Here is a 17,863-nt window from a genome sequence, read left to right on the forward strand (position 1 = left end):
CGCGTCGCCTTGCGGTGCCGTTCGAAACCGGCGTCGTGCTCCATCGACAGGCTCATCTGCTTCGGCGTCATCGCGTAACATCCGTCCTCAGGTCGAGCTTCGACCACGGGGCAAAATCAGAGTTTCCTTAGCTGCAGCTGACGCAAGGCATGTTGCCGGGCATATCGCATGAAACCAAGTTGCGGAATGTGCACATTGGTTTGATGGTCACGGTGCGTCTGCGCTTTTGCTTCTGCGCGCAGGAGCGCGCTGCTCTACCGGGGCCCCTATGGCGCGGCGGGCGGGTGGAGGAAAGTCCGCAGGATGGCCCGCAGGGATGCGGGCCAGTTTTTCGCCGGTACAGGGATGTGCCGTCGAAAAACCCCGTAACCCGCACGCGCACCCGGAAGGCAGGATGCCTGGAGGGCGCGCCATCGGGGTGGCCTTCTCTTTTGGCTACTTTTCTCTGGCCACACAGAGAAAAGTAGCTCGGGCCGCGACAGCGGCTCGAAACTGCTTTGAGACTGGCGTAAACGCAGAAGCAAAGCCCCCCTCACCCCAGCCCTCTCCCCCAACGATGTTGGGGGAGAGGGAGAACGGCAAGCAGGCAAGGGGCTAATCAGCGCACGCCGCAGGCGTCACCCCTTCACCGGAAACCACATCTCCGCCTCCGGCCGGAACGCCCGTGGCGTCACGCCGAGCAGGCGCTCCAGCTCGCCGTTGTCGGCGATCAAATCGGCATCGAGTCGCGCCAACGGTCCGCGCAGTTTTGCGGGCGCGAAGCGTTGTCCCGCGTGCAGCAGCCACGCGGGCAGCGGCAGCGGCAGGTTGGCGTGGGGCAGGGTGCGGCGGACGCGGGCGAACATCTCGCCGGCGTTGAGGCGTTCGCCGCCGCCGATGGGCAGGATGCGTCCCGCGCTGGCGGGGCAGTCCAGCGCGGCTAGCACGGCGAGCGCGATGTCGTCGGCGTGCACGGGCTGGCGCAGGCCGCGGCCGGCGGGGAGCGGGAAGACGCGGGTGCGCCAGGCGCGGCGGGCGATCGGGCTGAGGCTCTTGTCGAGGCCGGCGCCGTAGATGAGGGTGGGGCGCAGCACGGTCCACGGCGCACCGTGGCGGGCGCAGGCGGTGGCGAGTGCCTGTTCGCCGTCGCGCAGCTGCTGGGCGAGGGCGCGTTCCGCAGGCATGGCGGAGTCGCGCTTGGTTTCCGCGCTCATCGAGCTGGTGGCGATCACCCGCGGCGGTTCGCTGCCGAAGTCCGCGCGGGCCAGCCAGGCGGCGAACGGGCCGATCGGGCCGAAGCTGACGATGGCGGATGGATGCGGCAGTTCGCGCGGCAGCGCGTCGGGCAGGCTGCCCTGCAGCCAGCGCAGGCCGGGTTGCGAGGTGCGGGCGTGGCGGCTGAGTGCCGTCACCGCGGCGCCGCGGGCGAGCAGGCGCGGCAGGAGGAAATGGCCGATCTGGCTGCTGCCGCCGAATACCAGGACCGTCATCAGGTCCCCGACTGCAGGCGGGCGGTGAGGTCGAGCACGCGCGGGTGGTTCGGCGCGAGCTTGCGCGCTTGTTCCAGCGCTTGCATGGCACCGGCGCGGTTGCCGCCGGCGAGCTGGCGGTCGGCCTGGTCCAGCCAGGCACCGGCGAGGCGCTGGCGCAGGATGTTCTGCGAGGCATCGCCCGGAGCGAGGTCGGCGAGGTTGTCCAGCATCAGGCCGGCGCGCGCGAGGTCGCCGGCGGCCAGTGCGCGGTTGAACAGTTGCAGCACTACGCCCGGCAGGGCTTGCAGGCCGTGTTGCGCGACGGCGCTGTTGCCGTCGATCGCCAGTGCGTTGCGGTAGAGGTCGTAGGCACTCTTGCCGGGCGGCAGCATGATGTCGCCGCGTTGCGTGGCGGCCTGCGCCTGCTGCAGCAGGCTGGCGATCTGCTCGCTCTGCTGCGGCGTCAGCGCGGGATGCAGCATGCCGGCGTCGGCGGCGGAATCTTCGTCGGCGGGGGCGGTGGCTTTCGGCGCGGCGCCGGGCTTGATGCCGGTTTGGGGGCTGGACTTGGCTTGCGCCATGCCTTGCAGGCGCGCGCGGGCAGCGGCGAGGTCGGCGGATTTCGGCGCCAGCGCCGCGGCATGGTCGAGCAAGGTGCCGGCCTGCGCGGCGTCGCCGGCGTCCATCGCCGCGTTGGCCTGCACGGTCAGCGCCTGCGCCACCTTGCCCAGTCCGGCCTCGGCCTGCGGGTTGTCGGGGGCGAGTGCGAGGGCGGCCTTGTAGTGCGCCAGTGCGGTGTCGTCGCCGGGGCCGTCGATGCGGCCGGCGCGCAGCGCCTCGTCACCCTGCTGCAGGGCGGCGTCGAGCGCGGCGCTGTCCTGCTGGCGTACCTGTGCGCGGGCGGCGCGCAGGCCGGGCAGGGCGGCGTTGTTGGGCTGCAGCGCGGCGAGTTGTTCGATCTCGGCGTCGGCGGTGGTGCCGTCGTTCGCATCCAGCGCCTTCTGCGCCTGTGCGGCCAGCGCGTCGCCGACCTGGTCCAGGCCGTGGCGCGCCACCGCGTTGCCGGGATCGGCCGCGAGCACTTGCCGGTACAGCGCGCCGGCGCCGTGCTCGCCGCCGTACTGGCCCGCGGCAACCGCCTGCTGCGCCTGATCCACCAGGGTCGAGACCTGCACCTGCGAGCCGCGTTTCGCGGCGATCATCTTGTCGAGCCGGTCGACGTCGCTGCCGCCGCCCAGCAGTTCGCGCGCCACCGCGGCCTTCTGCGCGGCCACGTCGAGCTGGCCGGCCTGCAGCGCGGCGTCGGCCTGCGAGATCTCGGCCATGCCGACCTGGTGCAGGCCGTTGCGGGCGGCGTCGTTGTCCGGCTCCAGCGCCACCGCGGCCTGGAACAGTTCGCGCGCGCTGTTGCCGTCGTCGCCGTCCAGGTGGCCGGCGGCCAGCGCCTGCTGTGCGCGGCTGAGCACGTCGTTGAGTTCGGTGCGCGGCAGCAGATTGCGCAGGCGGTTCTGCTCGATCCACGCGCCGCCCACCACGCCGATCAACGCCAGCACCAGCACGGGCACCAGCCAGCCGCGACGACGGGAGCGGCGCGGCAGCTTCGAGGCTCGGCGCCAGCCGCGCGGCTCGGCGTCCATCGAGGGCAGGTCGTCGGGCGGTGCGGCGCTCCGCGGCGGTTCGTCGAGCCCGCCGAGATCGCCGAGCTTGGGCTCGGTGCGTCCGCGGTGGTCGGATTCGTGCTGGTCGCGGCGTCTGCTCATGAAGGTCGGCAATTGGGAAATGGTTGGACGGCCTGCTTATAGCTCGTCATTCCTGCGAGGGAAGCAAGCGCTTCACAGCGGCGAAGCTGGTCATCCAGTGACATTGCGTTCAATGGATTGAAGGCGCCGGACCCCGGCATTCGCCGGGATGACAAGCAAAATCAGGGGTTTCAGCGACTTGCTGCAGCTTAGCATTGCGCCGCCGCGTCGCCGCGCCGCGCACGAACACGCGTTCAGGCTGGCGTGCGCGAGCCACCGATGCGACGCGCCTCCAGCACGTTCGGCAGCGCCAGCAGGCGGCCGAGCAGGGTGGAGAGCTGCTCGAAGTCGCGCACGCGCAGCGCGAAACGCATTTCCACCTCGCCGCTGCGGGCGTCGGCGCGGCTGGAGGAGGCGATGATCGGGATGTTCGCGTTGCTGATCGTGCCGGTGACGTCCTTCTGCAAGCCCTTGCGGTCGTAGCCGCGCAGCTCGATGTCCACCTCGTAGGCCTGGGCGCTGGCCTTGCCCCAGTTCACCTCGATCACCCGGTCCGGATCGCGCCGCGCCAGCCGCGCGAGGCTGGCGCAGTCGGCGCGGTGCACCGATACGCCGCGGCCGCGGGTGATGAAGCCGCGCACCGGGTCGCCGGGCAGCGGCTGGCAGCAGCGCGCCAGCGTGGTGAGCAGGTTGCCGATGCCCTCGATGCTGAGCGCGCCGGGGTCGCGTGCCGGCGCCGGGCGCACGGGCGCCAGCGGCAGCGCCGGTTCGGCATCCTCCGGCTGGGCGATGTCCTGCAGCGCGCGGGCGATCTGGCCGGCGCTGATCTCGTTGAGCGCCAGCGCCACCAGCAACTCGTCCTGGTTCTTCAGGTGGAAGTGCGCGGGCAGCTTCGCGAGCTCGACCTCGGGCAGGGCGAGACGCTTCAGTTCGCGCTCGAACATCGTGCGGCCCACCGCGAGGTTGGCGTCGTGCGCCAGCCGGCGGAACCACGCACGCACCTTGTCGCGCGCCCGCGAGCTGTTGAGGTAGCCGTGGTGCGGCGACAGCCAGTCGCGGCTGGGTTCGGCCTGCTTCGCGGTGAGGATTTCCACGCGGTCGCCGCTCCGCGGCTGGAAGGTCAGCGGCACGATGCGGCCGTTGACCTTGGCGCCGCGGCAGCGGTGGCCCACCTCGGTGTGCACGTGGTAGGCGAAGTCCAGCACGGTGCCGCCGTGCGGCAGGTCCACCACCTCGCCCTTCGGCGTGAGCAGGTAGACGCGGTCCTCCATCAGCGCGGTCTTGAGGTCGGCGGCCAGCGCGCCCTCGTCCTCGCTGCGCGTGTCCAGCAGCTTGCGCATCCAGGCGATCTTCGCCTCGAACTCGGCGTCGGCGCCGCCGCCTTCCTTGTAGCGCCAGTGCGCGGCCACGCCCAGCTCGTTGGCGCGGTGCATCTCGTGGGTGCGGATCTGCACTTCCAGCGTGCGGTCGCGCGGGCCGATCACCGCGGTGTGCAGCGAGCGGTAACCGTTGCCCTTGGGGCGTGCGAGGTAGTCGTCGAACTCGCGCGGCAGGTGCGGCCAGAGCGTGTGCACCACACCCAGCGCGGCGTAGCAGTCGGCCACGCTGTCGACCAGCACGCGCACCGCGCGGATGTCGTACAGCTCGGCGAACTCCACGCCCTTTTTCTGCATCTTCTTCCAGATGGAATAGATGTGCTTGGGCCGTCCGGCCAGCTCGGCGCGGATGCCCGCGGCCTGCAGCGCGTCGCCCAGCAGGGCCAGCGATTCGCGGATGAAGGCCTCGCGGTCGGCGCGGCGTTCATCGAGCAGCTTCGCGATGCGCCGGTAGGTGTCGGGTTCCAGGTGGCGGAAGGCGAGGTCCTCCAGCTCCCACTTCAGCTGCCAGATGCCGAGCCGGTTCGCGAGCGGCGCGTGGATGTCGCGGGTGAGCCGCGCCAGTTCCAGACGCTCGGCCTCGGGCAGCGTCGCTGCCGCGCGCATGCGGGCGAGCTGGCGCGCCAGCAGCACGAACACCACGCGCAGGTCGCGGATGATCGCCAGCAGCAGCCGGCGCAGGCCTTCGGAGCCGCCGTCCCTGGCGTGTTGTGCGTGCAGCGCCCACACCTGCTCGGCGGCCTGCTGGCCTTCCACCAGCCGGCGCACGTCCGCCGGCAATCGGGGGGCTTCGGCCTGCCACAGCGCGGGATCGACGCGCGACAGCGCGAACCATAGCGCCGCCGCCTGGGTGGGCGCGTCGCAGCCCAGCATCGCCAGCAAGTCGAGCACGTCGGCGCATTCGGCCTGGTCCACCGGTTTCGCCAGGCAGGCTTCCAGCGCCGCGGCCAGCGCGGGCGGCAGCGTGCCGGCGCGGTCGCGCCAGGCTTGCAGGCGAGCGGGTGGCGGGGGTGTGGTCATGGCGGGAATCGTACCGGGTGCATCCATTTTAGGTGGATTGCCGGCGCTTGGCTTTGCCGGCTGCCGGCCACAGAATCGCGACGATCCACCTTTCGGTTTCCGCGGGATTTGCCCATGCGCTGGTTGCGTTCCTTGTTGGCGTTGGTGCTGGCCGCCGGCGTCACCCTGTTCGGTGCGTGGCTGGTGATGACCTGGGGCGATGCGGGCGCGCCGTCGATGCTCGACTTCACGCAGCGGCATCCAGCACTGGGTTCCGCCTTCGGCGTGTTGTCGACGTTGGCCGTGCTGGCGTCGGCGTGGTGGCAGCGACGCAAGCGCAAGTCACGCTGAGGCGACGGCTTCCAGTGCCTTGGCCAGGCGCTTCGCCGATACCGGCTCGGCGGTCTTCAGTTCCTGCGCGAACAGCGACACGCGCCACTCCTCGATCAGCCAGCGCAGTTCGTCCAGCCCTTCGTCGCCGGCGGCGCGGTGCTTCAGGTACTCGCGCCAGTACGGCAGCACCTGCAGCATGCGCTGCTGGTCCTTGGCCGGGTCCTGGCGCAGGCGCTCGCCACGCAGGCGCATCGCCTTGAGGTAGCGCGGGTAGTGCGCGAGACGATCCGGCGGCAGTTCGCGCAGGAAACCGGGGGCGAGCAGGGCGTCGAGCTGCTCGCGCAGGTCGTCGTAGCTGGCGCGCGCGAAACCCAGCAGCGGCGGCTGCAGCCACGGGCGCAGTTCGGCTTGCGCCTCGATGATCGGCTCGGCCAGCTTCAGTCGCTCCACCGCGGCGGCGGACAGTTCGCGCGCGGCCTGCGTGTACAGTGCAGCGAACGCGCCCGCGCTGCGCGCGTCGAGGTCGAGCCGCGCCACCAGGTCGGCGAGGCCGCCTTCGATCAGGTCTTCGCGCAGGCCGTCCACGCCGCCCAGCGCGGCGTATTTCAGCGCCAGCGGGTTGCCGATGGGCAGGCGACGACGCGCCTGTTTCAGCTCGCTGGCCAGCGCGTTGCGCAGCAGGCGCAGCACGCCGTCGAGGTGGGCGGCGGCGGCCTCGTCGCGACGCTCGAACACGCGCAGCGCCACCGCGTCGCCCAGATCCACCAGGGCGGGGAAGGCGAGCAGGTTGCCCTTGGAGCGCACCTCGCGGGGGATTTCCTCGAAGTCCCACGCGGTGACGTCTTCGCGAGTGAGTTCCACGTCGGTCTTCTTCGAGAACGCTTCGCGCGCACGACCTTCCCATTCCGCGCGCAGCGCGGCGAGATCGCGGCCGGCGGCGAGCGTGCGGCCGTTCTCGTCATGCACGCGATAGCGCATCAGGTAGTGCGGCGCGAGTTCTACGGCGGCAAATTCGCCGGCGGCTATGGCCACGCCGGTGGCGCGCTTCAGGAACGCGGCGAGCGCCGTGGCCAGCGCTTCGTCGCGCGGCGCCTCGGCTTCGGCGAAGGCGCGCGCGAAGTCCGGCGCGGGCACGAAGTTGCGGCGCAGCGGCTTGGGCAGGCCGCGGATCAGCTCGGCGGCCTTGTCGGCGAGCAGGCCCGGCACCAGCCATTCGCAGCGCGCGGCGGGCAGGGCGTTCAACATCGCCAGCGGCAGGTGCAGGGTGACGCCGTCGGCCTCGTCGCCGGGCACGAAGCGGTATTCGAGTCGGTAACGTTGCGCTGCCCCACCCTTCGGTGCGATCTCCAGCGCCGCGGGAAACGCCTTCGGGTCCAGCCCCGCGCCGCCCACCATCACGTCGTCCAGCGACCAGCGCAGTGCAGCCTGTTCAGCGGGACGCGCATGGCGATACCACGCATCCAGCGCACGGCTGGATGAAATGTCTTCCGGCAGCTTGCCGCGGAAGAAGTCGACCAGTTCGTCCTCGTGGCGGATCAGGCCTTCGCGGCGCTGCTTCGCCTCGATGCCCTGGGCGTCTTCGAGCACGCGGGCGTTCGCGCGCACGAAGTCGGCGCGCGCCTCGATGTCGCCGCGGGCCAGCGCCTCGCGCAGGAAGATCTCGTGGGCCAGCGCGGGGTCTTGTTTCTCGAACGTTACCGCGCGGCGCTCGACCAGGTTCAGGCCGAACAGGCTCACCTGCTCCCAGGCCACCACGCAGCCGCGCTTCTTCGACCAGTGCGGGTCGCGGCAGGACGACTTCAAGAGATGCGCCGCCTGCTGCTCGACCCACGCCGGCTCGATGCGCGCGCACATCATCGCCCACACCTTGCCGCCCACGTCGAGGATCTGCGCGGCGAAGATCCAGTTCGGCGGGACTTTCGCCAGCGCCGAGCCGGGGAAGACCTGGAACTTGCGCTCGCGCGTGCCCTGGTAGATGCCGCGCTCGTCCTTGCGGCCCACCTGGGTGGGCAGGCCCGCCAAGAGACTGCGGTGGAGATGCTCGAATTGGCGCGCCGCCTCGTCTTCTTCTTGTCTCCCTCCCCTGTTTGCAGGGGAGGGTTGGGGTGGGGTGCTTTGGGCCGCAGAAGCCTTACCCCCTCCCAGCCTCCCCCTGCGCGCAGGGGGAGGAGACAAGCGCGCAGGCGCGAGGGCCGGTTGAGCATCCAGCTTCCACCCCAGCTCCTGTACCACCAGCAGCAGCTGCCGGTGCAGCTCGCGCCATTCGCGCATGCGCATGAAGCTGAGGAAGTGCCGCGAGCACCAGTCGCGCAGTTTCGATTGCGTCAGTTCCTCGTGCGCCGTGTGGTATTCGCGCCACAGGTTCAGCACGCCCACGAAATCCGATTTCGGATCGGCGAACGCGGCGTGCGCGGCATCGGCCTGCTGGCGCGCGTCGGCGGGGCGCTCGCGCGGGTCCTGGATGCTGAGGAAGGACACCACGGTGAGCAGTTCGCGCAGCGCGCCGAGTTGGTCCGCCTCCACCAGCATGCGCGCCAGCTGCACGTCGATCGGCAGCTTCGCCAGCGTGCGGCCGGTGGTGGTGAGCGCGCGTTCCGCGTCGATGGCGCCGATCTCGGCGAGGCGGCGGTAGCCGTCGGCCACCACGCGCGGGTCGGGCGCATCGAGGAAGGGGAAGTCGTCCACCTCGCCCAGCTTCAGCGCCAGCATGCGCAGGATCACGTTGGCCAGCGAGGAGCGCAGCAGCTCGGGGTCGGTGAATTCGTTGCGCGCGGCGAAATCCGCCTCGTCGTACAGCCGGTAGCAGATGCCCGGGCCGATGCGACCGCAGCGGCCTTTGCGCTGGTCGGCGGCGGCTTGCGAGACCGGCTCCACGTGCAGGCGTTCGAGCTGGCTGCGCTGGCTGTAGCGCTTCACCCGTGCGCTGCCGGTGTCCACCACGTAGCGGATGCGCGGCACGGTGAGCGAGGTCTCGGCCACGTTGGTCGCCAGCACCACGCGGCGCTTCGGGCCTGGCTTGAACACGCGGTCCTGGTCGGTGGCGGAGAGCCGCGCGTACAGCGGCAGGATCTCGGTTTCGCGGTACTGGCGGCGCGACAGCAGCAGGTGCGCGTCGCGGATCTCGCGCTCGCCGGGCAGGAACACCAGCACGTCGCCCGGGCCGCCGCCGAGGCTGCGGTCGGCCACGATCTCGTCGAGCACGGCGGCGATGTGCTCGGCGCTGCCTTGCTGGATGTTTGCGCGTAGGAGCGCACCCTGTGCGCGAAGGCTTTTTGTTCCGGTCGAGGCGTCAGAGTGATCGCGCACAGGGTGCGCTCCTACGGGCATGTCGACCGGCCGCCAGCGCAGTTCCACCGGATACGCGCGGCCTTCCACCGACACCACCGGCGCGCCGCCGAAGTGCTCGGCGAAGCGCGCGGTGTCGATGGTGGCCGAGGTGACGATGATCTTCAGCTCGGGCCGCTTCGCGGTGAGGCGTTTCAGATAGCCGAGCAGGAAGTCGATGTTGAGGCTACGCTCGTGCGCCTCGTCGATGATCAGTGTGTCGTAAGCCGACAGCCACGGGTCGCCCTGCGTCTCGGCGAGCAGGATGCCGTCGGTCATGAACTTCGCCAGGGTGCGGTCGCTCACCTGGTCGTTGAAGCGCACCTGGAAGCCCACCTGGTCGCCGAGTGGCGTGCCCAGTTCCTCCGCCACGCGGCGCGCCACCGAGCGCGCGGCGAGCCGGCGCGGCTGGGTGCAGCCGATCAGCCCCGCTTCGCCACGACCGGCGGCGAGGCAGAGCTTGGGAAGTTGCGTGGTCTTGCCCGAGCCGGTTTCACCCGCGATCACCACCACCTGGTTCTCGCGGATCAGCTTGACGATCTCGTCCGCGCGCGCGGTGATCGGCAGCGATTCGTCGAGACGGATTGTGGGCTTCGCTGCTACGCGCGCTTGGCGTTTCGCGGTGGAGATTTCGATATCCGCCGCAAGCGCTGCCAGCTTGTCCGCGTCCGGCCGTTTCGACAGCCCGCGCCAGCGCCCCAGCAGGCGGCCGAAGTCGCGGCTGCACACGCCGTCCAGCGCCCGGCGCAGTTCGCGCAGGGGGTGGTCGACGGCGGGCGCGGGGCGCTGGCGTTTCGGGTCGTTCATGGGACCGCACATGATAGCGGCAGGCTGGTGAGACCTCGATAGCCTGCCGCTATCGACAGCATCGCAAGGATTCATTTCACCCCTGCGCGACGCACTGTTACCGTGGTTCCATCCACTCACGTCACGAGGAGCACGCCATGGCCACGAACATCGGTATCGCCAGGAAGGATCGCGAAGCCATCGCCAAGCAGTTGTCCAAACTGCTGGCCGACACCTATTCGCTGTACCTCAAGACCCACAGCTTCCACTGGAACGTCACCGGTCCGCAGTTCAACAGCCTGCACGCGATGTTCGAGACCCAGTACAACGAGTTGTGGTTGGCCGCCGACGAGGTGGCCGAGCGCATTCGCACGCTGGACCAGTTCGCACCCGGTTCCTACAGCCAGTTCGGCAAGCTCAGCTCGATCAAGGACGAGCCCGGCGTGCCGGAGTGGAAGGCGATGGTGGGCCAGCTCGTCGAGGGCCACGAGATCGTGGCGCACACCGCGCGCGCCGCGATCAAGCTGGCCGACAAGGCCGGCGACGAGGGCACCGCCGACATGCTCACCGGCCGGTTGAAGGCGCACGAGAAGACGGCGTGGATGCTGCGGGCGTTGCTGGCATAGCAGCCTCGCGTTCTTGCCCTCTCCCCAACCCCTCTCCCGCAGGCGGGAGAGGGGCTTGAAGCGGATCAGTCTTTCGGTGCTGGCCCCTTCACCGCCGTCACCAGACCATCCGGGCGCACGTACTGCTTGAACGCGGCTTGCACTTCCGGCGCGGTGAGCTGCAGGTAGTGCTGGCCGGCGATGGTCATCGCATCCAGCGGCTTGCCTTCCTGCGACAGCGTGAGCAGCTGGCTGCCGATCGCGCCGAAGCTGGATTCGCCGAGTGGAATGCGCCTGAGCAGAATGCCCTTGGCCTGCTTCAGCTCGGTGTCGGTCACCGGCTGCTGTTGCATCTGCTTCAGGTTCTGCACCACCAGTGCGCTGGCGGCGGCCACCTTGTCGGGATCGCAGCCGAAGAACACCTTGTAGCTGCCGCGGTGCTTGCGCGCGTCCAGGCCCACGCCCACGGTGTAGACCAGGCCGTGCTTCTCGCGCAGGTCGCGGGTGAGGCGCGAGGCGTAGAAACCGCCGCCCAGCACCTGGTTGCCGAGGTTGATCGCGAAGCGCGCCGGATCGTTGAAGGTGATGGCGATGGTCTGCGCCATGTCCACGCTGTCCTGCACCGCGCTGGCGTCGGGCACGTGCAGCTTGCCGGGCGGGTTAGCGGGCACGGCGGCGTAGTTGGTGTCGGGCTTAGTGCCTTGCGCCTTCCAGTCGCCGAAGGCTTGCTCGATCACGTTCTTCGCCTGCGCCGGATCGACCTTGCCGACCACCACGATGATGGTGAGGTCGGGGCGGAAGGTCTGCGCGTAATACGCCTTTACCTTGTCCAAGGTCAGCGCCATCACGTTCTGCGGCGTGGGATGGCGCAGCGAGGGATCATTGGCCGGCAGCAGCGCCTTGCCCAGCCCCTGCTCGAACAGGAAGCCGGGCGACTGCAAGATGCCGGCCGCCGCGCCCGCAACCTGCCGCTGCACCACTGTGAAGGCCTGCGCGGGCAGGGCGGGGCGCAGTTCGTTGTCGGCGAGCAGCTTCACGCCCTCGGCGAAATGCGCGGACGGCACCGCCAGCGAGAAGCTGCTGCCCGCGCTCTCGTGCGCGCTGATCGCGTCCAGCGCCTGCTGGAACGCGAGCCGGTCCAGGTGCTCGGTGCCGAACGGGAACAGGCCTTCCAGCACGTCGGCCACGCCCTCCTCGCCCTTGGGCGCTTGCAAGTCCTCGTTGGTCTGGACGGCGCCGTAGAGTTCCACCGTGTCGCTGATGGTTTCCGGCTGCACGATCAGCTTGAGGCCGTTCGGCAAGGTATAGGCGACGGGCTTCAGCGAGGACTTCGGTACTTCGAGCTTCGCGAACGCCTGCTCGGCCCAAGCCGGCAACTGCACCGGCTTGTCGGGTGTCGAAGCGAAGCTCTCGGCGCCGCCGAAGCCCTTGCCCGCCACCGGCTTGCCCGAGCTTTCCGGGGTGAGGATCGCGGTGATCGCGTGGGCGGAGTCGAAAGTTTGCTTCGCCAGCACGTTCACCGCCGCCGGCGTCACCGCCTCGATCGCGGCCTTGATCGCGTCGGGCGATTCGGCGCCCTGGAAAGCCAGCGCGCTCGACCACGCATTGGCGAGGCCGTCCACCGAGTTCTTCTTGAATTCCAGCGCGGCGATGGCCTTGCGCTTGGCCGCATCCACCAGCGTAGGATCGATGCCCTTGCTCGCCGCGTCGGCGAGGATGGTCTGCATCTTCGCGAGGATGGGCTGCGGGTTGCCGCCTTTGGGGAAGATGCCCACCGCCATGCCCACGCCGGCCTGCGGCATGCTCTGGTCGAAGAAGCCGCCGTACAGCGCAGTGCCGTCGAAACGCATGCCGGCCAGCGCCGCGCGCTGCGAGCCCAGCGCCTGGCTCATGACCAGCGCCGTGGCGTAATCCTGCGAGGTGAGGCCCGGCATGCGGTAACCCAGGTACACCGAGCCGTAGGGATTGTCGGTGGGCAGCTGCACCGTCTTCGCCTGCACCGGCTTGAACGCGAACGCGGGCCGCGCGGGCAGCGCCTTCTTCGCGATGCCGCCGAACTCCTGCTTCACCTTGGCCAGCGTGGTGGCGGGATCGACATCGCCGGCGATCACCAGGATCGCGTTGTTCGGCGCGTACCAGGTGTCGTGGAAGGCCTTCAGCATCGCCGCCGTGGTCTTGTCGAACGAGGGCCGCGTGCCCAGCGGCGTGTGCGCGTACGGCGTGCCGGCGAACATCTGCTCCAGCATCTGCGTGTAGAACTTGAAGTCGGGGCTGGAGAGGTCGCGCGAGACTTCCTGCTCGATCGCGCCGCGCTCCTTGGCCCATTCCTTCGGGCTCATGTCCACGCCGCGCATGCGCAGGCTCTGCACGTGCAGAGCCACGTCCAGGTCCTGCGCGGGCGCCACGAAGTAGTACTGCGTCACGCCTTGCGTGGTATCGGCGTTGAACGCGCCGCCCATGTTCGCCGCGATGGCGGCGAGCTGGTCCTTGGAAAGTCCCGGACTGCCACGGAACATCATGTGCTCCACCGCGTGCGCGGTGCCGGGGAAGCCGGCGGGCACCTCGTCGGAGCCGGCCAGGTAGTTCATCTCGGTGGTAACCACCGGCGCCAGCGTGTCGCGCACGATCACCACGCGCAGGCCGTTGTCCAGCGTGGCGCGGGTGACGTCGGCATCGTTCGTGGCGGCGAATGCGCTTCCGGTGACGAGGGCCAGGCCGATGGCGGCGGCCAGTCGCAGGGTTTGCTTCTTCATCGTGCAGTCCTTGTGTCGATAGCGAAGTGGACGCGAAACCCTGCGCCCCGAGGTGAGTGTTGAACGCCAAGATGGCGCGGATATTCGTCAATGCGACATGAACGGATGCGATGACGCCATCGTCGATGCAAAGCTTGTGCAAGACTTTAGCCCTTGCCCGCCAGCCGTACGAGGAATTGCCATGGTCACCCGCCGCCGCATGCTGCAAGGCGCTGGAGCGCTGGCCTTGCTGGCGCCCCTCGCCAAGGGCTTCGGCCATGAACAGGCCAAGGACGCGGCGCAGCTCGCACAGCAGGAACACGCCAAGCCGGCGGGCGACGGCTACGTGCCGGTCACCGATCCGCTGGTGAAGGCGAAGCTGGCGCAGTGGTCGGACTGGAAATTCGGGCTGATCCTGCACTGGGGCATCTACAGCGTGCTCGGCATCGTCGAGTCGTGGACGCTGTGCTCGGAGGACTGGATCAAGCGCCCGGGCGGCGTAGGCTACGTGGAGTGGAAGCGGCGCTACGAGCAGTTGCGCACGCAGTTCAACCCCGTGAAGTTCGATCCGGCGCAGTGGGCGGAGGCCGCGCACGCCGCCGGCATGCGCTACCTGGTGTTCACCACCAAGCATCACGACGGCTTCTGCATGTTCGACACGGCGCAGACCGATTACCGCGTCACCGCACCCGAGGTGCCGTTCCACGCGAACCCGCGCGCGAACATCGCCAAGGCGGTGTTCGACGCGTTCCGCCGGCGCGATTTCGGCATCGGCGCGTATTTCTCCAAGGCCGACTGGCACCATCCGGACTACTGGTCGCCGCTGTGGGCCACGCCGGACCGCAACAACAACTACGACGTGCGCAAGTATCCGGAGATGTGGCAGCGCTTCGTAGCTTTCACCCACGCGCAGATCAACGAACTCACCACGCAGTACGGCGGCATCGACCTGATGTGGCTGGATGCCGGCTGGGTGAATGCGCACGAGCACCCCGACGCCAAGGCCCATGGCATGGAAGTGCCGTGGGCGCAGGACATCGACATGCCGGGGCTGGCCGCGATCGCGCGCCGCAACCAGCCGGGCATCGTGCTGGTCGATCGCGACGTCAGCGGTCCGTACGAGAACTACCGCACGCCCGAACAGACCGTGCCCGACCAGCCGCCGCCGTATCCGTGGGAAACCTGCATGACCATGGGTGGCTCGTGGTCGTGGAACCCGCACGACACCTACAAGTCGCCGCGCGAACTGGTGCACACCCTGGTCGGCATCGTGGCCAAGGGCGGCAACCTGCTGCTGGGCGTCGGCCCGCAGCCCGACGGCGAGTTGCCCGCGGTGGCGCTGGAGCGCCTGCGCGCGATCGGCGCATGGATGCAGGTCAACGGTTCGGCCATTCACGGCAGCCGGGCCATCGCACCCTACGGCGAAGGCCGGTTCCGCTTCACCCAGGGCAAGGATGGCAGCGTCAACGCGATCTGGCTTGCCGGCGAGGGCGAACAGGGTCCACCGGCCAGCCTCGTGCTGCGCGCGTTCAAGCCGGCGCCGGGCGCGCGCCTGCAGGTGCTGGGGGCGGGCGGCGAGCTGGCGTGGCGGCAGCGCGACGACGGCGTCCACGTCGACTTGCCGGAGGCGATACGCCGGCAACTGGCGGGTTCGCCGGCCTGGACGCTGCGCATGTCGGCGGTGCGCGCCTGATCCCTGGCTAGGCGTTTTCCCTGCGTGCCGCGACCGGTAGCAGTCGGCCGCCCGAGGCCCGGCCTGAGCTTGCGCTGACCGCCGCGGCCGGCATTTATTGAGACTGCCGCCGTGCATTGGTTAAGCTCATGCGGCTTGATCCGCCTCTGGAGAGGCACCCACGGGGACTTTCTTGAGCGCCGATCCTTCCAACCTCCACCGCCGTCCTTCGCTGTTTGCCGCTGTCGTGCTGGCCCTGGTGGTGGCCGCGCTGAACATCGGCCTCTGGTGGTGGAGCAACCGTCCGCACGGCCCCGAGGATTGGCATGGCCCGATCGGTGGTTTTGCGCTGTCGGCGTTCCAGCGCTACCAGAGCCCGCTGAAGAACGATTTCCCCAACGACGAGCAGATCGACGGCGATCTGAGGTTGCTGCGCGGCTACAGCCAGAACATCCGCACCTACTCGATGCTGCAGAATCCGCAGATCCCGCGGCTGGCCGAGCGTGAGGGGCTGAAGGTGCTGGCCGGCGCGTGGATCGACACGCGGCTGGACAACAACGACAAGGAAATCGCCGCGCTGATCGCGCAGGCGCGGCGCTACCCCGGCACCATCAACCGGGTGCTGGTGGGCAACGAGGTGCTGTTCCGCAACGACATTCCGCCCGAGCAGCTGATGGCCTACCTGGACCGGGTGCGCGCCGCGCTGCACCAGCCGGTGTCCACCGCCGAGCCGGACTACATCTGGGTGAAGTATCCCGAACTGGCCGAGCACGTGGACTTCATCACCGTGCACCTGTTCCCGTACTGGAACGGCATCCCGCGCAAGGACGCGATCGGCGCCGCGCTGGGCAGCTACGAGAACCTGCAGCGGCTGTTCCCGAACAAGCACATCGTGATCGGCGAGATCGGCTGGCCGTCGAACGGCGACCGCCACGAGTATGCCTATCCCTCGGTGTCCGACGAGGCGATCTTCCTGCGCCAGTGGTTCAACGTGGCCAAGCAGCTGCACCTGGACTACTACGTGATGGAGGCGTTCGACCAGCCGTGGAAGGAGCAGCTCTCGGGCCGCACCGAGGCGTACTGGGGCATGTTCAACGCCGACCGCCAGCCGAAGTTCCCGTTCACCGGCCCGGTGACCGAGGACACCGCCTGGCCGTGGAAGGCGCTGGCGGCGAGCCTTTTGGCGCTGCTGCCGATGATCTGGTTCGCGCGGCGCTTCAGCCGCTTCAAGCTGACCGGACGGCTGTTCTTCTGCATGCTGGTCCAGCTCGCCTGCGGGCTGATCGTGTGGTCGGCCACGCTGCCGTTCCAGTTCTACCTGAGCTGGGTGGACTGGACGATGCTGGTGCTGCTGTTCCCGGCGCAGATCGCGATCCTCGCCATCCTGCTGATCAACGGCTTCGAGTTCACCGAAGTGCTGTGGCGGCGCGGCTGGGTGCGCCATGCCGGCATGCTGCGGCCGGATATCCCGGAGAAGCAGCCGTTCGTGTCGATCCACCTGGCCTGCTACAACGAGCCGCCGGAGATGGTGATCGCCACGCTGGATTCGCTGGCCGAGCTGGACTACCAGAACTACGAAGTGCTGGTGATCGACAACAACACCAAGGACCCGGCGGTATGGGGCCCGGTGAAGGACTACTGCGAGCAGCTCGGCAAGCGCTTCCGCTTCTTCCACCTGGAACCCTGGCCCGGTTTCAAGGCCGGCGCGCTGAACTTCGGCCTCAAGGAAACCGCGCCCGAGGCCGACGTGGTGGCGGTGATCGACGCCGACTACGTGGTGCGCCACGACTGGCTGGCCACGCTCACCGGCCACTTCCACGACCCCAAGGTGGCCGTGGTGCAGTGCCCGCAGGCGCACCGCGATTTCGAGCACAACCGCTTCCGCCGCATGACCGCGTGGGAGTTCGACGGCTTCTTCCGCATCGGCATGCACCACCGCAACGAGCGCAACGCGATCATCCAGCACGGCACCATGACCATGGTGCGGCGCTCCGCGCTGGAGGGCACCGGTGGCTGGTCGGAGTGGACGATCTGCGAGGACGCCGAGCTGGGCCTGCGCCTGATGCATGCCGGCTACGAGCTGGTCTACGTCGACGAGCTGATGGGCAAGGGCCTGACCCCGGCCGACTTCAAGGCGTACAAGAGCCAGCGCTACCGCTGGGCCTTCGGCGCGATGCAGATCCTCAAGGGGCGCTGGCAGTGGATGACGCAGAAGGGGCCGCTCTCGGCCGGCCAGCGCTTCCACTTCCTCACCGGCTGGTTCAGCTGGTTCGCCGACGCGCTGCACCTGATCTTCACCCTGATGGCGCTGTTCTGGACCGCGGGCATGGTGGCGTATCCGCAGTACTTCAGCCTGCCGATGCAGCTGTTCCTGATCCCGGTGATCGGCTTCTTCTTCGCCAAGGCGATCTTCGGCATCGTGCTGTACCGCGCCCGCGTGCCCTGCAGCTGGTACGACACCTTGATGGCCTCGCTGGCCAGCATGGGCCTGTCGCATGCCATCGCCCGCGGCATCCTGCACGGCCTGACCCGCGAGAAGACCTCGTTCGTGGTGACCGCCAAGAGCCGGCGCATGGGCGGTTCGAGCTTCGCCGCGTTCGCGCCGGTGCGCGAGGAACTGCTGATGGCGATCGCCCTGGTGCTGTGCATCGTGGGCATGGCGCTGGGCTACGGCACGCGCTACATCGAGGGCATCTTGTGGATGTTCATCCTCGCCGCGCAGTCGATTCCCTACGTGTCGGCCGTGGTCGGCGCCTGGATCGCGCACACGGCGGGGGACAAGGCGGGCTGACGCCCGCTGGTCCCCCTCTCCCCCAACAGCTTCATCGTTGGGGAGAGGGTTGGGG

9 protein-coding genes are annotated in these 17,863 nt (G+C 69.2%); 4 read left to right on the forward strand and 5 right to left on the reverse strand.

The window, feature by feature from the left end; all coding sequences use genetic code 11:
* Positions 1-617: 617 nt before the first annotated feature.
* From B0E52_RS18095 to B0E52_RS18105, 3 genes are all read right to left on the reverse strand, one after another.
* Positions 618-1,469 carry an NAD-dependent epimerase/dehydratase family protein gene (locus tag B0E52_RS18095; protein WP_077486091.1) on the reverse strand — a complete coding sequence of 284 codons (852 nt, stop codon included), beginning with the start codon at positions 1,467-1,469 and terminating at the stop codon, positions 618-620.
* The gene (locus B0E52_RS18100; RefSeq protein WP_077486093.1) at positions 1,469-3,211 is read right to left on the reverse strand and encodes a hypothetical protein; all 1,743 of its coding nucleotides are present in this window, start codon (positions 3,209-3,211) and stop codon (positions 1,469-1,471) included. The genes B0E52_RS18095 and B0E52_RS18100 overlap by 1 nt, the downstream gene beginning before the upstream one ends.
* Before the next feature lie 233 nt (positions 3,212-3,444).
* The gene (locus B0E52_RS18105) at positions 3,445-5,586 is read right to left on the reverse strand and encodes a bifunctional (p)ppGpp synthetase/guanosine-3',5'-bis(diphosphate) 3'-pyrophosphohydrolase (protein WP_077486095.1); all 2,142 of its coding nucleotides are present in this window, start codon (positions 5,584-5,586) and stop codon (positions 3,445-3,447) included.
* A 114-nt stretch (positions 5,587-5,700) separates the two neighbouring features.
* On the opposite strand from B0E52_RS18105, the gene B0E52_RS18110 reads away from it, so the two are divergent.
* Positions 5,701-5,916 (forward strand): hypothetical protein, encoded by a 216-nt coding sequence (locus tag B0E52_RS18110; protein ID WP_077486097.1) that lies wholly within the window; start codon positions 5,701-5,703, stop codon positions 5,914-5,916.
* Here the strand turns inward: B0E52_RS18110 and hrpA are convergent.
* A complete protein-coding gene (gene hrpA, locus B0E52_RS18115; RefSeq protein ID WP_077486099.1) occupies positions 5,908-10,029 on the reverse strand; it encodes an ATP-dependent RNA helicase HrpA in 4,122 nt (1,373 codons plus the stop codon). The two genes, B0E52_RS18110 and hrpA, sit on opposite strands and share 9 nt — an antisense overlap.
* A gap of 137 nt (positions 10,030-10,166) precedes the next feature.
* Between hrpA and B0E52_RS18120 the strand changes: the two genes are divergently transcribed.
* The gene (locus B0E52_RS18120; protein WP_077486101.1) at positions 10,167-10,634 is read left to right on the forward strand and encodes a Dps family protein; all 468 of its coding nucleotides are present in this window, start codon (positions 10,167-10,169) and stop codon (positions 10,632-10,634) included.
* Between the two features lie 65 nt (positions 10,635-10,699).
* Here B0E52_RS18120 and B0E52_RS18125 read toward each other — a convergent pair whose 3' ends face one another.
* Complete coding sequence (locus B0E52_RS18125) at positions 10,700-13,366, reverse strand: pitrilysin family protein (RefSeq protein WP_077486103.1); 2,667 nt, start codon at positions 13,364-13,366, stop codon at positions 10,700-10,702.
* Positions 13,367-13,547: 181 nt separating this feature from the next.
* Here B0E52_RS18125 and B0E52_RS18130 point away from each other — a divergent pair, with 181 nt between their 5' ends.
* Positions 13,548-15,038, forward strand: coding sequence for an alpha-L-fucosidase (locus B0E52_RS18130; protein WP_254426866.1), 1,491 nt, complete (start codon positions 13,548-13,550; stop codon positions 15,036-15,038).
* A 172-nt stretch (positions 15,039-15,210) separates the two neighbouring features.
* Complete coding sequence (locus tag B0E52_RS18135) at positions 15,211-17,808, forward strand: glycosyltransferase family 2 protein (protein ID WP_077486104.1); 2,598 nt, start codon at positions 15,211-15,213, stop codon at positions 17,806-17,808.
* Positions 17,809-17,863: the final 55 nt, after the last annotated feature.

The sequence above is a fragment of the Rhodanobacter sp. C06 genome, assembly GCF_002001105.1.
In the GTDB taxonomy this organism is placed as follows: Bacteria; Pseudomonadota; Gammaproteobacteria; order Xanthomonadales; family Rhodanobacteraceae; genus Rhodanobacter_A.

Excerpts from the sequence above, each read along its gene's own strand:
- B0E52_RS18105 (WP_077486095.1), bottom strand. The coding sequence starts at position 5,586 with ATGACCACACCCCCGCCACCCGCTCGCCTGCAAGCCTGGCGCGACCGC.
- B0E52_RS18100 (WP_077486093.1), bottom strand. The coding sequence starts at position 3,211 with ATGAGCAGACGCCGCGACCAGCACGAATCCGACCACCGCGGACGCACC.
- B0E52_RS18120 (WP_077486101.1), top strand. The coding sequence starts at position 10,167 with ATGGCCACGAACATCGGTATCGCCAGGAAGGATCGCGAAGCCATCGCC.
- B0E52_RS18095 (WP_077486091.1), bottom strand. The coding sequence starts at position 1,469 with ATGACGGTCCTGGTATTCGGCGGCAGCAGCCAGATCGGCCATTTCCTC.
- B0E52_RS18130 (WP_254426866.1), top strand. The coding sequence starts at position 13,548 with ATGGTCACCCGCCGCCGCATGCTGCAAGGCGCTGGAGCGCTGGCCTTG.
- hrpA (WP_077486099.1), bottom strand. The coding sequence starts at position 10,029 with ATGAACGACCCGAAACGCCAGCGCCCCGCGCCCGCCGTCGACCACCCC.
- B0E52_RS18110 (WP_077486097.1), top strand. The coding sequence starts at position 5,701 with ATGCGCTGGTTGCGTTCCTTGTTGGCGTTGGTGCTGGCCGCCGGCGTC.
- B0E52_RS18125 (WP_077486103.1), bottom strand. The coding sequence starts at position 13,366 with ATGAAGAAGCAAACCCTGCGACTGGCCGCCGCCATCGGCCTGGCCCTC.